Origin of the sequence: Mycobacterium sp. GA-1285, assembly GCF_001499905.1 — a bacterium.
In the GTDB taxonomy this organism is placed as follows: Bacteria; Actinomycetota; Actinomycetes; order Mycobacteriales; family Mycobacteriaceae; genus Mycobacterium.
Window position 1 is genome coordinate 85,020 of record NZ_LQIS01000034.1, and the last position, 18,993, is coordinate 104,012.

At 66.9% G+C, this 18,993-nt stretch carries 12 protein-coding genes; 7 read left to right on the forward strand and 5 right to left on the reverse strand.

What is annotated here, in order from left to right; genetic code table 11:
• Positions 1 to 53: 53 nt before the first annotated feature.
• Positions 54 to 959: a DUF559 domain-containing protein gene (locus AU193_RS16480; RefSeq protein WP_064423444.1), complete on the reverse strand. Its 906-nt coding sequence runs from the start codon at positions 957 to 959 to the stop codon at positions 54 to 56.
• Positions 960 to 1,202: 243 nt separating this feature from the next.
• On the opposite strand from AU193_RS16480, the gene AU193_RS16485 reads away from it, so the two are divergent.
• The 4 genes from AU193_RS16485 (at position 1,203) to AU193_RS16500 (ending at position 7,608) form a co-directional block, all read left to right on the forward strand.
• On the forward strand, positions 1,203 to 4,664 hold the full coding sequence (locus AU193_RS16485; protein ID WP_064423445.1) for a TM0106 family RecB-like putative nuclease: 3,462 nt from the start codon (positions 1,203 to 1,205) through the stop codon (positions 4,662 to 4,664).
• A gap of 5 nt (positions 4,665 to 4,669) precedes the next feature.
• Positions 4,670 to 6,016: an FAD-binding oxidoreductase gene (locus AU193_RS16490; RefSeq protein WP_172798331.1), complete on the forward strand. Its 1,347-nt coding sequence runs from the start codon at positions 4,670 to 4,672 to the stop codon at positions 6,014 to 6,016.
• Positions 6,017 to 6,196: 180 nt separating this feature from the next.
• Complete coding sequence (locus AU193_RS16495; protein ID WP_064423447.1) at positions 6,197 to 7,192, forward strand: TerC family protein; 996 nt, start codon at positions 6,197 to 6,199, stop codon at positions 7,190 to 7,192.
• Between the two features lie 41 nt (positions 7,193 to 7,233).
• Positions 7,234 to 7,608, forward strand: a complete 375-nt coding sequence (locus AU193_RS16500; RefSeq protein WP_253867878.1) for a MarR family winged helix-turn-helix transcriptional regulator — start codon at positions 7,234 to 7,236, stop codon at positions 7,606 to 7,608.
• A gap of 36 nt (positions 7,609 to 7,644) precedes the next feature.
• On the opposite strand, the gene AU193_RS16505 is transcribed toward AU193_RS16500, so the two are convergent.
• On the reverse strand, positions 7,645 to 9,555 hold the full coding sequence (locus AU193_RS16505) for an MFS transporter (protein ID WP_064423594.1): 1,911 nt from the start codon (positions 9,553 to 9,555) through the stop codon (positions 7,645 to 7,647).
• Positions 9,556 to 9,870: 315 nt separating this feature from the next.
• Here AU193_RS16505 and AU193_RS16510 point away from each other — a divergent pair, with 315 nt between their 5' ends.
• From AU193_RS16510 to AU193_RS16520, 3 genes are all read left to right on the forward strand, one after another.
• The gene (locus tag AU193_RS16510; RefSeq protein WP_064423448.1) at positions 9,871 to 10,623 is read left to right on the forward strand and encodes a hypothetical protein; all 753 of its coding nucleotides are present in this window, start codon (positions 9,871 to 9,873) and stop codon (positions 10,621 to 10,623) included.
• Positions 10,624 to 10,817: 194 nt separating this feature from the next.
• On the forward strand, positions 10,818 to 14,630 hold the full coding sequence (locus tag AU193_RS16515; RefSeq protein WP_253867899.1) for a multifunctional oxoglutarate decarboxylase/oxoglutarate dehydrogenase thiamine pyrophosphate-binding subunit/dihydrolipoyllysine-residue succinyltransferase subunit: 3,813 nt from the start codon (positions 10,818 to 10,820) through the stop codon (positions 14,628 to 14,630).
• Between the two features lie 235 nt (positions 14,631 to 14,865).
• Complete coding sequence (locus tag AU193_RS16520; protein WP_064423450.1) at positions 14,866 to 15,696, forward strand: SDR family oxidoreductase; 831 nt, start codon at positions 14,866 to 14,868, stop codon at positions 15,694 to 15,696.
• Between the two features lie 94 nt (positions 15,697 to 15,790).
• Here AU193_RS16520 and AU193_RS16525 read toward each other — a convergent pair whose 3' ends face one another.
• Genes AU193_RS16525 through AU193_RS16535 form a run of 3 tightly spaced genes read right to left on the reverse strand, consistent with a single transcriptional unit; the run spans position 15,791 to position 18,877 of the window.
• The gene (locus tag AU193_RS16525; protein WP_064423451.1) at positions 15,791 to 16,633 is read right to left on the reverse strand and encodes a glycine betaine ABC transporter substrate-binding protein; all 843 of its coding nucleotides are present in this window, start codon (positions 16,631 to 16,633) and stop codon (positions 15,791 to 15,793) included.
• A gap of 6 nt (positions 16,634 to 16,639) precedes the next feature.
• Positions 16,640 to 17,836 carry an NADP-dependent malic enzyme gene (locus AU193_RS16530; RefSeq protein ID WP_172798332.1) on the reverse strand — a complete coding sequence of 399 codons (1,197 nt, stop codon included), beginning with the start codon at positions 17,834 to 17,836 and terminating at the stop codon, positions 16,640 to 16,642.
• 51 nt (positions 17,837 to 17,887) lie between these two features.
• A complete protein-coding gene (locus AU193_RS16535) occupies positions 17,888 to 18,877 on the reverse strand; it encodes a malate dehydrogenase (protein WP_064423452.1) in 990 nt (329 codons plus the stop codon).
• Between the last annotated feature and the right edge of the window lie 116 nt (positions 18,878 to 18,993).

Below are 18,993 nucleotides of genomic sequence, written 5' to 3' on the forward strand. Positions count from 1 at the left end.
TTACCCGCACACCTTTCGCGGCGCGGACGTGTATCGAGCCCACACTCGGCGGGCTATAGCCGAGCAATTTGAGCGTTGAGCCGAACCGTGTCCGAATGCGGCCAGCCTCTCGCCTGCATCGCGTCCCGTACGCGAGCGAGAAAGACATGCGGACGATTGCGCAAGAGATCGCGACTGACCCGGATGATCAGCCAGCCTTGACCCGCCAGTTCGGCCAGCCGGTCGATGTCGCGGGCGTGCTGTATCGGATCGTCCCAGTGTTGCGGACCGTCGTATTCGACGCCGACCTTGAACTCCTCCCAGCCCATGTCTACGCGGCCGACGAAGGAGCCGTACTCGTCAGCGACGACAATCTGCGTCTGCGGCCTCGGAAACTCGGCTGCGATGAGCAGCAGGCGTGTCCTTGTTTCCTGCGGTGACTCGGCCCCGCCGTCCATCAGCTCCACAACCCGCCGCAACTGCACCACACCGCGTGCGCCGCGATGGTTTCCGGCGAGACGCGCGACGTCGACCGGCTTGAGACCAGTAACGTTCGCCAATGCATCGACCGCGATGATCGCTCTCTCGAGCCCGTTTCTCCGTCCGAGGTCGAATGCTGTCCGCGCAGGAGTGGTGACCGGCATCCCGCGCACGATGCCGACTTCGTCATCACGCAGCTTCGCCCGATGGATGACGATTCCGTCGACATCACATGCCTCGACGCGAATCAGTTCGGCGGGCAGGTCCTCGTCGATCCATCGAGACCCATGTAAGGCCGCGGCGGATGATCCGGCGAGGGTGGCGTTGCGCCCGGACCACAACCAGGCGGCCGCCGCTCGTCTGTCAGGTGTCAACGTCGCACCCTTCAGCAGGTAGACATTCCGATAGATCATGTTGTGGCGGCTGACCAACGTCCGCCTTGTCACCACTCCAGCGGCCAGCGCTTCAGTGCCGATGAACGGCGATGCATTCGTATCCATGCGGTCACTGTCGGTACGCGGTCTCTCGCAAACGGTCGATCCGTGCCGGCGAACGGCGGTCCTGTGGATACGCGTGGCGTTGGGGACGAAGGAGTGTGGCCTCGAGTGCTCGAGTGTGGGCTCGTGTGACGCGCGGGCTGCGTCGAGTGTGGGCTCGTGTCACGCGCGGGCCGCGTCGAGTGTGCGGGTAACCCACGTTCGGCGGAGCGGTGAGGTGTCGCCCGGGTCACATACAGTGGCAGCGTGTTCGTGGCCTCCGAGGGCGCCGAAACCCGCGTCGTATACAGCGCATCCGATCTCGCTGCGGCAGCCCGCTGCGAGTACGCGCTGCTGCGCGCGTTCGATGCCAAGGTCGGCCGGGGTCCCGCCGTCGCAACCGAGGACGAGCTGTTGGCCAGGACGGCTCAGCTCGGCGATGAGCATGAACAGCGGCATCTCGATCTGCTCCGCGACCGGGCCGAAGTCGCGATCATCGGTAGGCCCCCCTACACGGTCGACGGGCTGTCCGCCGCCGCCGACCAGACGCGTCGTGCCGTCGAGCGTAGAGCGGAAGTGATCTATCAGGCCGCGATGTTCGACGGCCGGTTCGTCGGTTTCGCCGACTTCCTGATCTTGGAGCGGGACGCCGACGGCGAGCGGTATCGGTTGCGCGACACCAAGCTCGCGCGCTCGGTGAAGGTGGAGGCGCTGCTGCAGTTGGCCGCCTACGCCGAGACGCTCACCGCCGCGGGGGTGCCGGTGGCCGACGAGGTCGAGTTGGTGCTCGGCGACGGCGCGACCGCGAGCTACCGCCTCGACGAGCTGCTTCCGGTATATCGGCCGCGGCGCCAAGCACTGCAGCGGCTGCTCGATGACCACTTCGCGTCGGGGGCGCCGGTCGACTGGGCCGACGAGACCGTGCGCGCGTGTTTCCGCTGTCCGGAATGCGAGGTCCAGGTGCGGGCCAGCGACGATCTGCTGCTCGTGGCGAACATGCGGGTGAGCCAGCGGGCACGTCTGCTCGACGCGGGTATCACCACGGTCGCCGAACTTGCGCGACACGAAGGCCCGGTCGCCGAGCTGTCCGCCCGGACGTTCATCGCGCTGCAAGAGCAGGCCCGCCTGCAGCTGGCTCCGCGGGTGGACGGAAAGCCGCCGTACAAGGTCGTCGAGGCACAGCCGTTGACGCTGCTCCCCGACCCCGATAAGGGCGATCTGTTCTTCGACTTCGAGGGTGATCCCCTGTGGACTTCCGGAGCCGCTCGGCCGGCGACATCTGGCTCCGACGGTCACGAGTGGGGCCTGGAGTACATGTGGGGTGTGCTCGAGGCGGGCGGCGACTTCCGGCCGCTGTGGGCGCACGACCGGGCGAGCGAGCGCAAGGCCCTCATCGACTTCCTCAAGCTGGTGCGCCAGCGCCGCAAGCGATTTCCGAAGATGCATATCTACCACTACGCGGCGTACGAGAAGACCGCGCTTCTTCGGCTGGCCGGCCGCTACGGCGTCGGCGAGGACGAGGTCGACGACCTGCTGCGCAGCGGCGTTCTGGTCGACTTGTATCCGTTGGTGCGTAAGAGCATTCGCGTGGGCACGGAGAACTACAGCTTGAAGTCCTTGGAGCCGCTCTACATGGGTTCCGAATTGCGCACCGGTGACGTCACCACCGCAACGGAATCGATCACGATGTACGCGCGGTTCTGTGAGCTGCGCGCCGAAGGTCGCGACGACGAAGCCGCCAACATGCTCAAGAAGATCGAGGACTACAACCGCTACGACTGCCGATCGACACACCGGCTGCGCGACTGGCTGATCAAGATCGCCATCGAGTCGAGCGTCCCGCCGCTCGGACCGCAGCCCGTCACCCAGAGCGTCGCGGTCGAGGACACCGATCAATTGGCCCGCACGCTGCTGGACTTCGCCGGCGACGGTGTGGCGGAACGAAGTCCCGAGCAGACGGCCGTGGCCTTGGTCGCCGCCGCCCGCGGATATCACCGTCGTGAAGACAAACCGTTCTGGTGGGCGCATTTCGACCGGTTGAACAACCCCGTCGACGAGTGGGGCGACACCAGCGACGTGTTCCTGGTCGACGCCGACGGCGCGACAGTGGTCAAGGACTGGCACCTGCCGTCGACACGCGCCCGCAAACAGCAGCGGTGGTTGGAGCTGACCGGGGCGTTGGAGGGCGGTGTTGTCAGCAAAGAGGTGTTCGCACTGTATGAACCGCCCTCGCCCGCAGGCATGGCCGACAACGCGGACCGGCGCGCCGCCGGTAATGCCGACGTCATCGGGGTCGACGACTCGAATGTCCCGACCCGGGTAATGATCTGCGAACGCGAGACTCCGGCCGGGACGTTCACCCAGACGCCGTTTGCGCTCACGCCGCGAAATATCGTGCCGAACAAGAAGTTGCGCGAGGCGATCGACACCGCGGCCGCCGAGGTCGCCGCGACGCTACCGGAACTGCCGCGCACCGCGGTGGTCGATATCCTGCTGCGCCGGCCGCCACGCACCCGCAGCGGCGCGCCGCTCCCCCACGCCGGCGATGTCACCACGGACATCGCCACCGCGGTGCTCGATCTGGACTCGTCCTATCTGGCGGTGCACGGTCCGCCCGGAACCGGCAAGACCTACACGGCCGCTCGCATCATCGCCCGCCTGGTGAACGACCATCAGTGGCGCGTCGGCGTCGTCGCGCAGTCACATGCGGTGGTGGAGAACCTTTTTCGCGAGCTCATCAAGGCCGGGGTGGACCCCGCGCGCATCGCCAAGAAGGACTGTCCCGAGGACGTCGGCTGTCAGGCGATCGACAAAGACGACTATGCGGCGTTCATCGCCGATCACGCCGGATGCGTCATCGGCGGCACGGCGTGGGATTTCGCGAACGACACTCGCGTGGAAGCGCGCAGCTTGAACCTCCTGGTGGTCGAGGAGGCGGGTCAGTTCTGCCTGGCGAACACCATCGCCGTGGCCAGGGCAGCCGAGAACCTGATGCTGCTCGGCGACCCGCAACAGCTCCCGCAGGTCATCCAGGGCCACCATCCAGAGCCGGTCGACGCGTCGGCGCTGGGCTGGCTGGTGCGGGAAAACCGCACGTTGCCTGAGGAATTCGGCTATTTCCTCGATCGCTCCTATCGGATGCATCCGGCGGTGTGCGCCCAGGTCTCGCGACTGGCATACGAGGGCAAACTGTGGTCCGTCGAGGGCGGGCCCGCCGCGCGGCGCCTCGACGGTCAGGATCCTGGCGTGCGGGTGGTGGCCATCGCTCACGACGGCAACTCCACGAGCAGCCCCGAGGAGGCAGAAGCGATCGTCGCGGCGACACGGAAGCTGCTGGGCAGCGGCTGGAGCGATGAGGACGGCACCCGCCCGCTGACCCAGAAGGACGTTCTCGTCGTGGCCCCGTACAACGCGCAGGTGCTGTTGCTGCGCGAGCACTTCGCGGCGGCCGGGCTGTCCGGTGTCGCGGTCGGCACCGTCGACAAGTTCCAGGGCAGGCAGGCACCGGTGGTGTTCGTCTCGATGACGGCGTCCTCCATCGATGATGTGCCGCGCGGAATCGCGTTCCTGCTCAACAGGAATCGGCTGAATGTCGCGGTCAGTCGCGCGAAGTACCTCAGCGTGATCGTCCGTTCGGAGACGCTCACCGAGTATCTGCCGAGCACACCGGACCGCTTGATCGAGTTGGGCGCGTTCCTGTCGCTGGGCGCATGTGACACACCCGCATGATGAGCATGACCGACCGACTGGCCGAGATCGTCGGGAAGGCTTACGTCAGCACCGATCCCGACGTGCTCGTGGCCCGCGTCGTCGACCACACCGGGCGGTACCGCGGCCGGGCCAGCACCCTGGTGCGGCCGGGGACGGCCGACGAGGTGGCGGCGGTGCTGCGGGCCTGCCGCGACGCCGGCGCCTACGTCACCGTGCAGGGTGGCCGGACCTCCCTGGTGGCGGGCACCGTCCCCGAACACGACGACGTGCTGCTGTCCACCGAGCGGCTGCGCCACATCGGTGACGTCGACGTCGCCGAACGCCGGATCTCGGTGGGCGCCGGGGCGACTCTGGCCGACGTGCAACGGGCGGCCGCTGACGCGGGGTTGGTGTTCGGCGTCGACCTGGCCGCGCGCGACACCGCGACCGTCGGGGGGATGGCGTCGACGAATGCGGGCGGATTGCACACCGTTCGCTACGGCAACATGGGCGAGCAGGTGATCGGCTTGGACGTCGCGCTGCCCGACGGTTCGATGCTGCACCGGCACAGCCGCGTGCGGATGGACAACACCGGCTACGACCTGGCGTCGCTGTTCGTCGGCGCGGAGGGCACTTTGGGCGTCATCACCGCGCTCGATCTGAGGCTGCACCCCACGCCGCCTCACCGGGTGACGGCGGTCTGCGGGTTCTCCGACCTCGATGCGCTCGTCGCCGCCGGGCGGATCTTCCGCGACCTGGACGGCATCGCGGCGCTGGAGTTGGTCGACGCTCGCGCCAGCGCGCTGATCGCCGAACATGCCGGGGTGCCCGCGCCCGTCGACGGCGCCTGGCAGCTTCTGGTCGAACTGGCGGGCGACACTGACCAGACCGAGCGGCTGGCCGACGCGATCGAAGGCGCGGACCTGTGCGGTGAACCAGCCGTCGGCGTCGACACGGCCGCACAGCAGCGACTCTGGCAGGTGCGCGAGGCCGTCGCCGAAGTGCTCGGCGTGTACGGACCGCCGCTGAAATTCGACGTGTCTCTGCCGCTTGCGGTCATCGCGCAGTTCGCCGCCGATGCCGCCATACTCGTCGCCGACCATGCACCCGAGGCGATCCCGGTGCTGTTCGGACATATCGGCGAGGGCAACCTGCACCTGAACCTCGTGCGGTGCACGCTCGACCGCGAAGCGGAGCGCGCCCTGTACTCGGCGATGATGGATCTCATCGCCCACCTCGGCGGCAACGTCAGCTCCGAGCACGGCGTCGGCACCCGCAAGCGCCCGTACCTCGCAATGTCGCGTACCGACGCCGATATCGCGGCCATGCGGACAGTGAAGGCGGCCTTCGACCCGTCCGGCTACCTCAATGCCGCGGTGCTGTTCGACTGATTCCCTTATTGCGAATTTTCTTTCGTATATTATGATTCGTAAAAATGATCTCGCTATAGGGGAATTGCCAACGATGCTTGCGGCGACCGACCAAACGACCCGACCGGTGAACGACGACGCCGTCGCCGTAGGCGGACAGAAGCTGTTGGACAGCACCGGAACGGACATGCGGGATACCCGATGACCAGCACCGTGGTCGACGTTCCCGTCTGGGGCTGGCTCGCGCTCACCGTTTTCATCGCCGCGATGTTGGCGGTGGACCTGTTCCTACACAGGGACAACCACGTCATCGGGTTCCGCGAACCCGCGATGTGGTCGGGAATCTGGATAGCGGCCGGACTCCTCTTCGGCGCCGTCGTCTGGTGGGCGTATGGCGGTGAGGTCGCTGGAACGTACTACGCGGGATACCTCATAGAGAAGGCCCTGTCGGTCGACAACGTGTTCGTGTTCGCGCTCATCTTCTCTTACTTCGCGGTTCCCGACCGCTATCAGCACAAGGTGCTGTTCTGGGGTGTGATCGGAGCCCTGTTGTTTCGGTTGGTGTTCATCTTCCTCGGCGTCGAGTTGCTCGAGACGTTCTTCTGGACGGCGTACCTGTTCGGCGCGTTCCTCATCTACACCGCCTACAAGATGGCGTTCAAACACAACAAAGACGACCTGCAGCCGGAACGAAACCTGGTGGTGCGGATGGTCCGTCGCCTGCTGCCGACCGATCCCCGCTATCACGGCGACCGGCTGTTCACCGTCGTCAACGGCAAGCGGGTGGCCACGCTGTTGTTCGTCGTCCTGGTGGCTGTGGAGGCGACCGACCTCGTCTTTGCGATCGACTCGGTGGCCGCTGTACTGGCCATCACCACCAGCACGTTCATCGTCTGGACCGCCAACGCCTTCGCCGTGCTCGGACTGCGTAGCCTGTACTTCTGCCTGGCCGGGTTACTGCGCCGCTTTTCTCATCTGCACTACGGCCTCGCCGTGCTGCTGGCGTTCGCCGGGCTGAAGCTCATCCTGTCAGAGACACCGATCGGCAAACTTCCCATCCCGCTGACTCTTTCGGTGATCGTGGTGACCCTGGCCGCGTCGGTCGCTTGGAGCGTGTTGGCGACCCGCCAGGACGAAGCGCACGATCCCGACACCGAGCCGCGCACGCGATCGGCACACCGGAATGACAATTCATGAATGATCTTTGACGAAACTGAAACCCCAGAGACTGGGGTAACATGACGGGCGCGATGGAGGCGACGACGAAACCTCTCAAGAGGGCGGGCAACCGCAACCGGGGCCCCGATACGCGCGCGCGGACGGTGACTAGCACCGGAGACGGGGCGCGCGGATGGACGTTTCTCACCAATCACGCGCATGTCCTGCTCTGTTTGGCGCACGGCGATTCGTTGACAGCCCGCGAGCTCAGCATGCGGATCGGCATCACCGAACGCTCGGTGCAGGCGATCCTCGCCGACTTGATCGACAACGGCTACCTCAGGAAATCAAAGGTCGGTCGGCGCAACACGTACGCGGTCAACCGGAAAGGTCGGCTACGTCACCCAGTCGAGGCCGCACACACCGTCGGCGAACTGATCGACGCGCTCACCTGACTGGCGAGTCCGGTTCGGTGTGCGGCTTCGGCCGCCTCAGTCGTGCCGGGACCGGGAATGTCTGCCGCCGCGGGGAGCGGCGTCGAGGTTGTCGCCGTGGGAATGTCTGCCGCCAGACTCGAACCAGAACTGACGGGCCGCGCGCTCGTCGGGCCGTCGACGGTGGCCGAGGTCTCCCTCGGGGCGCGGCACCGCATCGGGCCGTCGCTCGTCGTCCACGGGTGATCCGTACCAGCTGACCGAATCGGAAACGGATTTGGCGGGCGGGGTTTCGGCGAGCAGTTGGTCGAGAATCGCGCGCCACGAGTCGTCGGCCTGCTCGGGCGGACATTCGTCACGTGCGGGCAGCGGCTCGGTCGTCGGCTCCCGCCCGGCGGGCACCCACGAGGCGGAGCCGTCGTCCCAGTCGATGGTGTATTCGACGTAGTCGTCATCGTCGTCGACGAAGGCCTCGCCGTCGTCGGGCTCGACGGTGTCGGCGTCCCCGGCTGGGCGACGCGCGTATCCGAGCATGAACACCGCGGCGATCACACCGAAGAGCGCGACGAACGCGGGCAACAACAAGGACTGCGACATGGCGGACGCGAACGGTGTGTGCAGGAACGACGGCAGCTGCATCGCACCCCCGTCACCCGGAGCCGAATCGGTGGCCCACGGCGGCATCTGGGCGTTGACCTGCCAGGTCATGAACGCGGCCATACTGGCGCTGCCGAGCACCGCCCCGACCTGGCGGGTGGTGTTGTAGACACCCGAACCGGCACCGGCCAACCGCGGCGGCAGGTTGCGGGTCGCGGTCGCGGCCAGCGGCGACCAGATGAACGCCATGCCGATTCCCGTTGCGGTCAGTGGCAGCACCAGTCGCCAGATCGGGGTGGCCGGCGCCATCTCCAGCGACAGCCAGGTCATCGAGATCGCCAGTACGGAGAACCCGAATCCGACCACCGGGCGAGGGTGCCACCGGTCGACGATCCGCCCGACGACGGGTGCGAGCACGCCCGTCGCGATCGCCATCGGCGCGGTGAGGACCGCCGATTGCGTCGGCGACAACCCGCACACCGCCTGGGCGTAGAACATGATCGGCACGATCATGCCGGTGACCACGAACCCGATCGTCGCGACCCCGAACGTCGACAACGAGAAGTCGCGGTCGCGGAAGATCTCGAGCGGCAGGAGCGGATCGTTGCGGTTGGCCGCCTGCCAGAACAGGAACGCGGCCACCACTCCCGTGCCCAGCGCCAACAGGCCCCACACCCAGTGCGTCCACCTGTGCGCCTGGCCCTCCTGCAGGGCGAACACGATGAGGAACAACCCGACCGCCGAAAGGATCACGCCGGGCACGTCGAGTCGCTGCCGCTGCCTCGGCAACTGGGGCACCAGCCGCAGCGCCAACGCGACGCCGACCACCCCGATCGGCACGTTGACGAAGAAGATCCACTGCCATCCGAGGGCGTCGACGAGGACCCCGCCGGCCAGCGGACCGACCAGCGTCGCGACGCCGGCCGTCGCACCCCAGACGCTCATCGCCACGCCGCGCCGTTCCGCGGGGAAGATGCGGGTGACCGTCGACAGCGTCTGCGGCGTCAGCAGCGCCGCACCCACGCCCTGCACGACCCGCGCGGCGATCAGCATGCCGATCGTGTCGGACAGTCCGCACCACAGGGAGGCGACGGTGAACACCGTGAGACCGAGAAGGTAGAGGTTCTTGGGGCCGAACCGGTCGCCGAGGCGGCCGGCGACCAGCAACGGCACCGCGTAGGCGAGGAGGTAGGCGCTCGTGACCCACAGGACGGCGTCGTAGCCGGCGTCGAACCTGGCCATGATGGACGGGTTGGCGACCGCGACGATCGTCGCGTCCACCAGGATCATGAAGAAGCCGACCATCATCGCCCACAGCGCATGCCACGGGTTCGTTGAGGCGTTCTGCCTGGTGAAAAGGGTTGAGAACATCATGGGTCGACTAGCTGTTCTTCGCGGAGACATCGCGTTCGGAGTCGTTCGCGCGTTCGGCCGTCGACACGTCGACGGCGATGGGCGCGAGCAACGCGATCACCATACCCATCGTCGTCATCGACGCCGGAACCAACTCGTTGTTGCCTCGCGCGCCGCGGCACAGCCGGCGGTGGTGCCACGAAATGGTTAGCGCGGCTTCTCAGTACTTCTTCCCGCTGTAGGTGAGCGCGATCACGGCGGGCACCCCAGGGCCGGCTTCGTTCGTTAACCGAAGCGATAGCCTGAAGCGAGTCGTTCGGACAGGAGGCCCACATGAGTGCCCGGTCGAAGGCCAAGGGCCAGTCACCGGCGGTCAGCGATGGTTCCGCCGACGATCCGAGCGTCGCCGCCAAGGCGTTGTCCCGGATCATCGAGCGCGGGTCGCGCGTCCAGACTCCCGCGGTCAAGGCGTATGTCGACCGCCTACGCGAGCAGTATCCGCACGCGACGCCCGCCGAGGTGATCAAGAAACTGGAGAAGCGGTACTTGAGCGCGGTGATGGCCAGCGGCGCCGCCGTCGGGTCGGCCGCGGCGTTCCCCGGCATCGGGACGCTGACCGCGATGGCGTCGGTGGCCGGTGAGACGGTCGTGTTCCTGGAGGCGACGGCGTTGTACGTGCTCGCGATCGCCGAGGTGCACGGGATCCCGACCGATCATCAGGAGCGGCGTCGCGCGCTCGTGCTGGCGGTGTTGGTCGGCGAGGACAGCAAGGGGGCGATCGCCGACCTGGTCGGTCGGGGCCGTACCCGGGGCGGCTGGGTCGCCGACGGGGCGGCCACCCTCCCGCTGCCGGCGCTGTCTCAACTGAACTCGCGGCTGCTCAGGTATTTCGTCAAGCGCTACACCCTCAAGCGAGGCGCGCTCGCCTTCGGCAAGACGCTGCCCGTGGGCGTCGGCGCCGTCGTCGGCGGTGTGGGAAACCGCCTGATGGGCAAGCGGATCGTCGCCAACGCGCGCGGCGCGTTCGGCCCCCCGCCGCCGCGGTGGCCCACGGTGCTCCACGTGCTGCCCGCACCGCGGGACTAGCGGTACGTGTTCGGGGAGGTCGTTGTCGTGGTCTCGGCGATGCTTCGGCGCTAGCCTTTAGTCGGCGGATTTCGGGTAACCGTACAGAACCTGGCGAGCGTTGAGATGCGCTCGCGTGGAGCGAAGAATCGAGGCGAGTACCTACCGTGAGCTCACCTTCACCATTCGGACAGAACGAGTGGTTGGTCGAGGAGATGTATCGCAAATTCCGCGAGGATCCCTCGTCGGTAGATCCCAGTTGGCACGAATTCCTTGTCGACTACTCCTCTGGGCCGACCTACGAGAGCCAGACCGGCAGCGGGAACGGTCGGCGCGCTGCGGGGCCGGTGAGCCCGCCGGAGCCTGCCCCTGCGCCCGCGCCCGAGCGGTCCGACAGCAACGGTGCCACCCGACCCGCCAAGGAGACCTCAGCCAACGAGACCAAGGCGAAGGGATCCGACGCCTCCGAGAGCAAGGCGTCGAAGTCGTCGGCACCGGCCAAGGCTCCCGCCAAGCCCAAGGAGCCCGCAAAGGAGTCGGCACCCAAGGAGTCGGCCAAGAAATCGGAGACCAAGGAGTCCGCCAAGGCCAAGACCAAGGCCAAGGACGCCGAGGACAAGGATTCTGGCGGCGACGACGAGACTCAGGTGCTGCGCGGCGCGGCCGCGGCCGTCGTGAAGAACATGGCGGCGTCACTGGAGGTGCCGACCGCGACCAGTGTTCGCGCGGTCCCGGCCAAGTTGATGATCGACAACCGGATCGTCATCAACAACCACCTCAAACGGACCCGTGGCGGGAAGATCTCGTTCACCCACCTCATCGGGTATGCGCTCGTGCAGGCGGTCAAGAAGTTCCCGGGTATGAACCGGTACTTCGAAGAGATCGACGGCAAACCCAACGTGGTCACCCCGCCGCACACCAACCTGGGCCTGGCCATCGACCTGCAACGCAAGGACGGCGACCGGCAACTGGTGGTGGCCGCGATCAAGAAGGCCGACACGATGGGCTTCGGCCAGTTCGTGGCCGCCTACGAGGACATCGTGCGGCGGGCCCGCGACGGCAAGCTGACCATGGACGACTTCTCCGGCGTGACGATCTCGCTGACCAATCCCGGCACCATCGGCACCGTGCACTCCGTCCCGAGGTTGATGCGCGGCCAGGGCACGATCCTCGGCGTCGGCGCGATGGAGTACCCCGCCGAGTTCCAGGGCGCCAGCGAGGAACGCATCGCCCAACTGGGCATCGGAAAGCTGGTCACGCTGACGTCGACCTATGACCATCGCATCATCCAGGGCGCCGAATCCGGCGACTTCCTGCGCACCATTCACGAACTGCTGCTCGACGACGACTTCTTCGACGAGATCTTCCGCGAGCTGCACATCCCGTACGAGCCGGTGCGCTGGCGGACCGACAACCCGGACTCGATCGAGGACAAGAACGCCCGCGTCATCGAGTTGATCGCCGCGTATCGCAACCGCGGTCATCTGATGGCCGACATCGACCCGTTGCGGTTGGACAAGAACCGGTTCCGCAGTCACCCGGACCTCGATGTGCTCACGCACGGGCTGACGTTGTGGGATCTGGACCGCGAGTTCAAGGTCAACGGTTTCGCGGGTGGCGAGCAGAAGAAGCTGCGCGACGTGTTGGGGCTGTTGCGTGATTCGTACTGTCGTCACATCGGCGTCGAGTACACCCACATCCTCGAACCCGAACAGCAGCAGTGGCTGCAGGACCGAATCGAGAAGAAGCACGAGAAGCCCACCGTCGCCGAACAGAAGTACATCCTGAGCAAGCTCAACGCGGCCGAGGCGTTCGAAACGTTCCTGCAGACGAAATACGTTGGCCAGAAACGGTTCTCGCTGGAGGGTGCCGAGACGGTCATCCCGACCATGGATGCGGTGATCGACCAGTGCGCCGAACACGCGCTCGACGAGGTCGTCATCGCCATGCCGCACCGCGGCCGGCTCAACGTGCTGGCCAACATCGTCGGCAAGCCCTACTCGCAGATCTTCTCGGAGTTCGAGGGGAATCTGAATCCGTCGCAGGCGCACGGCTCCGGCGACGTGAAGTACCACCTGGGCGCGTCGGGCAAGTTCATCCAGATGTTCGGCGACAACGACATCGACGTGTCGCTGGTGGCCAACCCGTCGCACCTCGAGGCCGTCGACCCGGTCCTGGAGGGCCTGGTGCGCGCCAAGCAGGACATGATCGACAAGGGTGACGGCGACGGTGAGGGCGCCGGGGCGTTCAGTATCGTGCCGCTGATGCTGCACGGTGACGCCGCGTTCGCCGGCCAGGGCGTGGTCGCCGAGACGCTGAACCTGGCGCTGCTGCGGGGCTATCGCACCGGCGGGACGATCCACATCATCGTCAACAACCAGATCGGTTTCACCACTTCGCCATCCGACGCCAAGTCCTCGGAGTACTGCACCGATGTCGCGAAGATGGTCGGCGCGCCGATCTTCCATGTCAACGGCGACGACCCCGAGGCCGCGGCCTGGGTGGCTCGGCTCGCGGTCGACTTCCGGCAGAAGTTCCACAAGGACGTCGTCATCGACATGCTGTGCTACCGACGCCGCGGGCACAACGAAGGTGACGACCCGTCGATGACGCAGCCGAGGATGTACGACGCGATCGACGTCAAACGCGGGGTTCGCAAGAGCTACACCGAAGCGCTGATCGGCCGCGGCGACATCTCGATGAAAGAGGCCGAGGACGCGCTGCGCGACTACCAGGGCCAGCTGGAACGGGTCTTCAACGAGGTGCGCGAACTCGAGAAACACGAGATCGAACCGAGCGCTTCGGTGGAGGCCGATCAGATGGTGCCCGCCGGGACGAACACCGCGGTGGACAAGTCGTTGCTGGCGCGTATCGGTGACGCACATCTGTCGGTGCCCGAGGGCTTCAACGTGCATCCGCGTGTCAAACCGGTGCTGGAGAAGCGCCGCGAGATGGCCTACGAGGGCAAGGTCGACTGGGCGTTCGCCGAGCTGCTCGCGCTCGGCTCGCTGATCGCCGAGGGCAAGACCGTGCGGCTCTCGGGGCAGGACACCCGCCGCGGCACGTTCACCCAGCGGCATTCGGTGATCATCGACCGCAAGACCGGCCAGGAGTTCACCCCGCTGGATCTGTTGACCGTCGACAAGGACGGCAACCCGACCGGCGGCAGGTTCATGGTGTACGACTCGCCGCTGTCGGAGTTCGCGGCCGTCGGCTTCGAGTACGGCTACTCGGTGGGCAACCCCGACGCGATGGTGTTGTGGGAGGCGCAGTTCGGCGACTTCATCAACGGCGCGCAGTCGATCATCGACGAGTTCATCAGTTCCGGTGAGGCCAAGTGGGGCCAGCGCTCGGACGTCGTGCTGCTACTGCCGCACGGGCACGAGGGCCAGGGCCCCGACCACACGTCGGGACGCATCGAGCGGTTCCTGCTGTTGTGGGCCGAGGGGTCGATGACGATCGCGATGCCGTCGACGCCGGCGAACTACTTCCACCTGTTGCGGCGTCACGCTCTGGACGGCATTCATCGTCCGCTCATCGTGTTCACGCCGAAGTCGATGTTGCGAAACAAGGCCGCCGTCAGCGACATTCGCGACTTCACCGAGCAGAAGTTCCGCTCGGTGCTCGAGGAGCCGACGTACACCGACGGCGACGGGGATCGCAGTGAGGCCAAGCGGATATTGTTGTGCAGCGGCAAGCTCTACTACGAGCTGGCAGCCCGCAAGAACAAGGACCAACGCGACGACGTGGCGATCGTGCGCGTCGAACAGCTCGCCCCGCTGCCGCGGCGGCGGCTGGCCGAGACGCTGGACCGGTACCCCAACGTCGAGCAGTATCTCTGGGTGCAGGAGGAACCAGCGAACCAGGGCCCGTGGCCGACGTTCGGCCTGACGTTGCCGGAGGTGCTGCCGGAGAAGCTGACCGGCATCACGCGGGTTTCGCGGCGGGCCATGTCGGCGCCGTCGTCGGGCTCGTCGAAGGTGCACGCCGTCGAGCAGCAGGAGATCATCGACGAGGCGTTCGCCTGAGCGAAGCGAAGGGAACGCCGAGGAGTATCCAACCGGGCCGAGGCGTTCGCCTGAGCGAAGCGAAGGGAACGCTGAGGAGATCATCGACGAGGCGTTCGCCTGAGCCCTAGATCCTTGCGGGTGAGTCGCTTAACAGGTTGATCCCACGCAGCTGCTGCGTGGGATCAACCCCTTAGTGGGGCGGACCGGCGGTACCGGCTAGCCTCGACGAGTCAACCGACACGAGGGAGTGGTTATGCAGGGCTTCGCCGGAAAGGTCGCCGTGGTGACCGGCGCCGGGTCGGGTATCGGACAGGCACTGGCGGTCGAGCTGGCCAAGTCCGGCGCGAGCGTCGCCATCAGCGACGTCGACACCGAGGGCCTGGCGGCCACCGAGGAGCGGCTGAAGGCGATCGGCGCGCCGGTGAAGACAGACCGTCTCGACGTCACCGAGCGTGAGGCCTTCGAGTTGTACGCCGACGCGGTGGTCGAGCACTTCGGCAAGGTCAACCAGATCTACAACAACGCCGGCATCGCCTATGTCGGTGATGTCGAGGTGATGCCGTACAAGGACATCGAGCGGGTGATGGACGTCGACTTCTGGGGTGTCGTCAACGGCACGAAAGCGTTCCTGCCGCACCTGATCGCCTCGGGTGACGGACACGTCGTCAACGTGTCCAGCCTGTTCGGCATCTTCTCGGTTCCGGGCCAGGCGGCATACAACTCAGCCAAATTTGCTGTCCGCGGGTTCACCGAGGCGCTACGCCAGGAGATGCAGGTCGCCGGCCATCCGGTCAAGGTCACCACGATCCACCCCGGCGGGATCAAGACGGCGATCATGCGAAATTCGACGGCCGCCGAGGGCGTCGACCACGAAGGCCTGACCAAGGTGTTCGACAAGAAGCTGACCCGGACCACGCCCGAGGAGGCCGCCAAGATCATCCTCGACGGCGTCCGCAAGAACCGGGCGCGCGTATTGGTGGGGCCCGACGCGAAAATTCTCGATGCGATTGTGCGGCTCACCGGTTCGGGGTATCAGCCACTGTTCCTGACGGTGATGAAGCGGCTGGTGCCCAACAGCTATTGACGCACGCTGAGGCCCGCGCGAGCGTGCCTAGACTGTCGAGAAATGGCGGCGTGTCGTATGCGGACACGCGCGCTCGCCGAAACAAAGAGGGTGGTTAGGAGTCGCCGAGGGGGTGTTCGGCGAGGAACGCATCGGCCACGTGGCCGGGGTCCGCCCCGTCGGCGACGTCGGCGCGCATCTCGGCCAGCGCCGCGGTGTCCAGCACACCGGCGATCTCGTTGAGGGCGAGCACCTGTGACTCGTCGAGTTCGTTGCGGCGAGACAGCGGCACCAGGTTCTCGGCGCGGATCAGCGACGTGCGGTCCGACAGCATCAGCAATTCGGGTGGGACGCCCGGAGTCGCGGTCGTCGTCCACGCGGCCGGCAACCGGCCGGAGCGCACAGCGTCGAAAGCCGCTGCGGCTTCGGGGAATTCGACCACCTTGGGTTTGCACGTACCGATCGTCGCCGGCCGCGGCGCATCGGCGACCGCGGCGATGGTCAGCCCGTCGCAGTTGCGCACGGCGGCGGTGACGTCGCGTCCGTCCCACTTCTCGGCCGTCGCCTCGGTCACCGCGAGCGCGGGCTTGTCCTCCGCCGACGTGGTGTAGTCCCCCGCGGCGACGCCCTCGGGCAGGGCGGAGACCATCTCGCGATAGACCTGCATCGGCGCGCGCGCCGCCGACTCGGGATCCAACCTGTGCAGCAACCGTCCGGTGAACCCGGGGACGACGCGGACGGTCCCCGAATCCAACTCGCTCAGCGGGTCGTCGGCGATCTTCACGTGGGCGGGGCTGCCATACGACCGCAGCGCGGCGGCGTAGAGGTGGGCGATCATCGTCGCCTCCGGATCGGCCGTGGCGCCGACGGCTATCGACGGCTGCTCGGTGTTCCCGCCGCACGCGGCGGTGCCCGCCACGATCACCGCGACGAGCGCCAGCGCCAGCCGCCGGCCCACGAGCGACTAGCCCCCCGACGTGTCGCGGGACGCACTTGCGACCGCCTGCGCGACGGCGGGTGCCACCCGGGGGTCGAGCACGCTCGGCACGATGCGATCGGGTGCGAGGTCGTCACCGACGACCGAGACGATCGCTTCGGCGGCGGCCACCTTCATCCGCTCGGTGATGCGGCGCGCACCGGCGTCGAGCGCACCACGGAACACGCCCGGGAAGGCGAGCACGTTGTTGATCTGGTTCGGGAAGTCGCTGCGCCCAGTGGCGACGACGGCCGCGTACCTGCTCGCTTCGTCCGGATGGATCTCCGGATCCGGGTTCGACAGCGCGAACACGATCGAGTTCGGGGCCATCGACGCGATCAGTTCGGCGGGCACGATGCCCGCGGACAGCCCGAGGAACACGTCGGCGCCGTCGAGCGCTTCGGCGAGTCCTCCGGTCAGCCCGCGCGGGTTGGTCGAGGACGCCAGGTCGGCCTTGTAGGAGTTGAGGTTGTCTCGGCTCTTGTGCACGATGCCCTGCGAGTCGAGCAGTGTGATGTCGCTGACACCCGCTGCCATCAGGATCTTCGCGCACGCGACGCCGGCCGCACCACAACCGGAGACCACGACCCGAAGCGAGGCGATCTCTCGCTCGACGACCTTGGCCGCGCCCAGCAGGGCGGCCAGCACGACGATTGCGGTGCCGTGCTGGTCGTCGTGCATGACCGGGCAGTCCAGCGCCTCGATCAGGCGCCGCTCGATCTCGAAGCACCGCGGCGCCGAGATGTCCTCGAGGTTGACCGCGCCGAACGTCGGGCGCAGCCGGATCAGCGTCTCGACGATCTCGTCGGTGTCCTTGGTGTCGAGCACGATCGGGATCGAGTCGAGCCCGGCGAACGCCTTGAACAGGGCGCTTTTACCCTCCATCACCGGCAGCGACGCCGCCGCGCCGATGTCTCCGAGCCCCAGCACCGCGCTGCCGTCGCTGACCACCGCCACCATGCGGCTCGCCCACGTGTAGCGGGCGGCCAGCGTGTGGTCCGCGGCGATGGCACGGCTGACCTGGGCCACGCCCGGTGTGTATGCGACGGACAACGCCCGCTCGGTGTCCAGGGCTGCGTTCAGCGCGACCGAGAGCTTGCCGCCGACGTGGGCAGCGAAGATCTCCTCGTCGCTGAGCACGATGTTGGATCCGGTCAATGGAAGGTCTCTCACCGCTTGCGACACGGCGCCCAGGTTAACGACGAACTGGTAGGTAACCTAATCGCCCGCTCGTCCTCAGATCAGGCCGAGGTCCGTGACCGCTTTGCGCTCGTCGGCGAGCTCGGACGTGGACTTGTCGATGCGGCCGCGAGAGAAATCGTCGATCTCCAGACCCTGCACGATCGACCAATCGCCGTTCTTCGTCGTCACCGGGAATGACGAGATCAAACCTTCCGGCACACCGTAGGAACCGTCGGAGATCACCGCCATCGACACCCAGTCGTCCGACGGGGTGCCCAGCAGCCAATCCCGGGCGGCGTCGACGGTCGCCGACGCGGCAGACGCCGCCGAGGAGGCGCCGCGGGCGTCGATGATCGCCGCGCCGCGCTTGGCGACGGTCGGGATGAAGTCGTTCTCGATCCAGTTCTGGTCGTCGACCACCTCGGCGGCGTTCTTGCCGCCAACCTCGGCGTGGAAGATGTCGGGATACTGGGTGGCCGAGTGGTTGCCCCAGATCGTCATCTTCTTGATTTCGGTGACCTTGACGCCGGTCTTGCGGGCCAGCTGGCTGATCGCCCGGTTGTGGTCGAGGCGGGTCAGCGCCGAGAACCGCTCGCGCGGGATGTCGGGGGCGTTGGACATCGCGATCAGCGCGTTGGTGTTGGCCGGGTTGCCGGTCACCCCGATGCGCACGTCGTCGGCGGCCACCTCGTTGAGCGCCTTGCCCTGGGCGGTGAAGATCGCGCCGTTGGCCTCCAGCAGATCACTGCGCTCCATACCCGGGCCCCTGGGGCGCGCCCCGACGAGCAGCGCAAGGTTGGCGCCGTCGAAGATCTTGTTCGCGTCGGCGCCGATCTCAACGCCGGAAAGAAGCGGGAACGCGCAGTCGTCAAGCTCCATCACCACACCCTCGAGCGCCTTGAGCGCCGGCTCGATCTCGAGCAGCCGCAACTCGATCGGCCGGTCGGGGCCGAGCAGCGATCCGCTCGCGAGGCGGAACAGCAGGCTGTAGCCGATCTGGCCGGCGGCACCGGTGACTGCGACCTTGAGGGGAGTTGTGCTCACGTCAGATGCTCCTTGGACAGATGTACGTTGCCCGCACGCGGGCGGATTGCGTCGGGAACGAAACTAGCAGGCAGCCGACGCGTCCAGCCGCGTAGCATCGACCACGGCCCGAAACC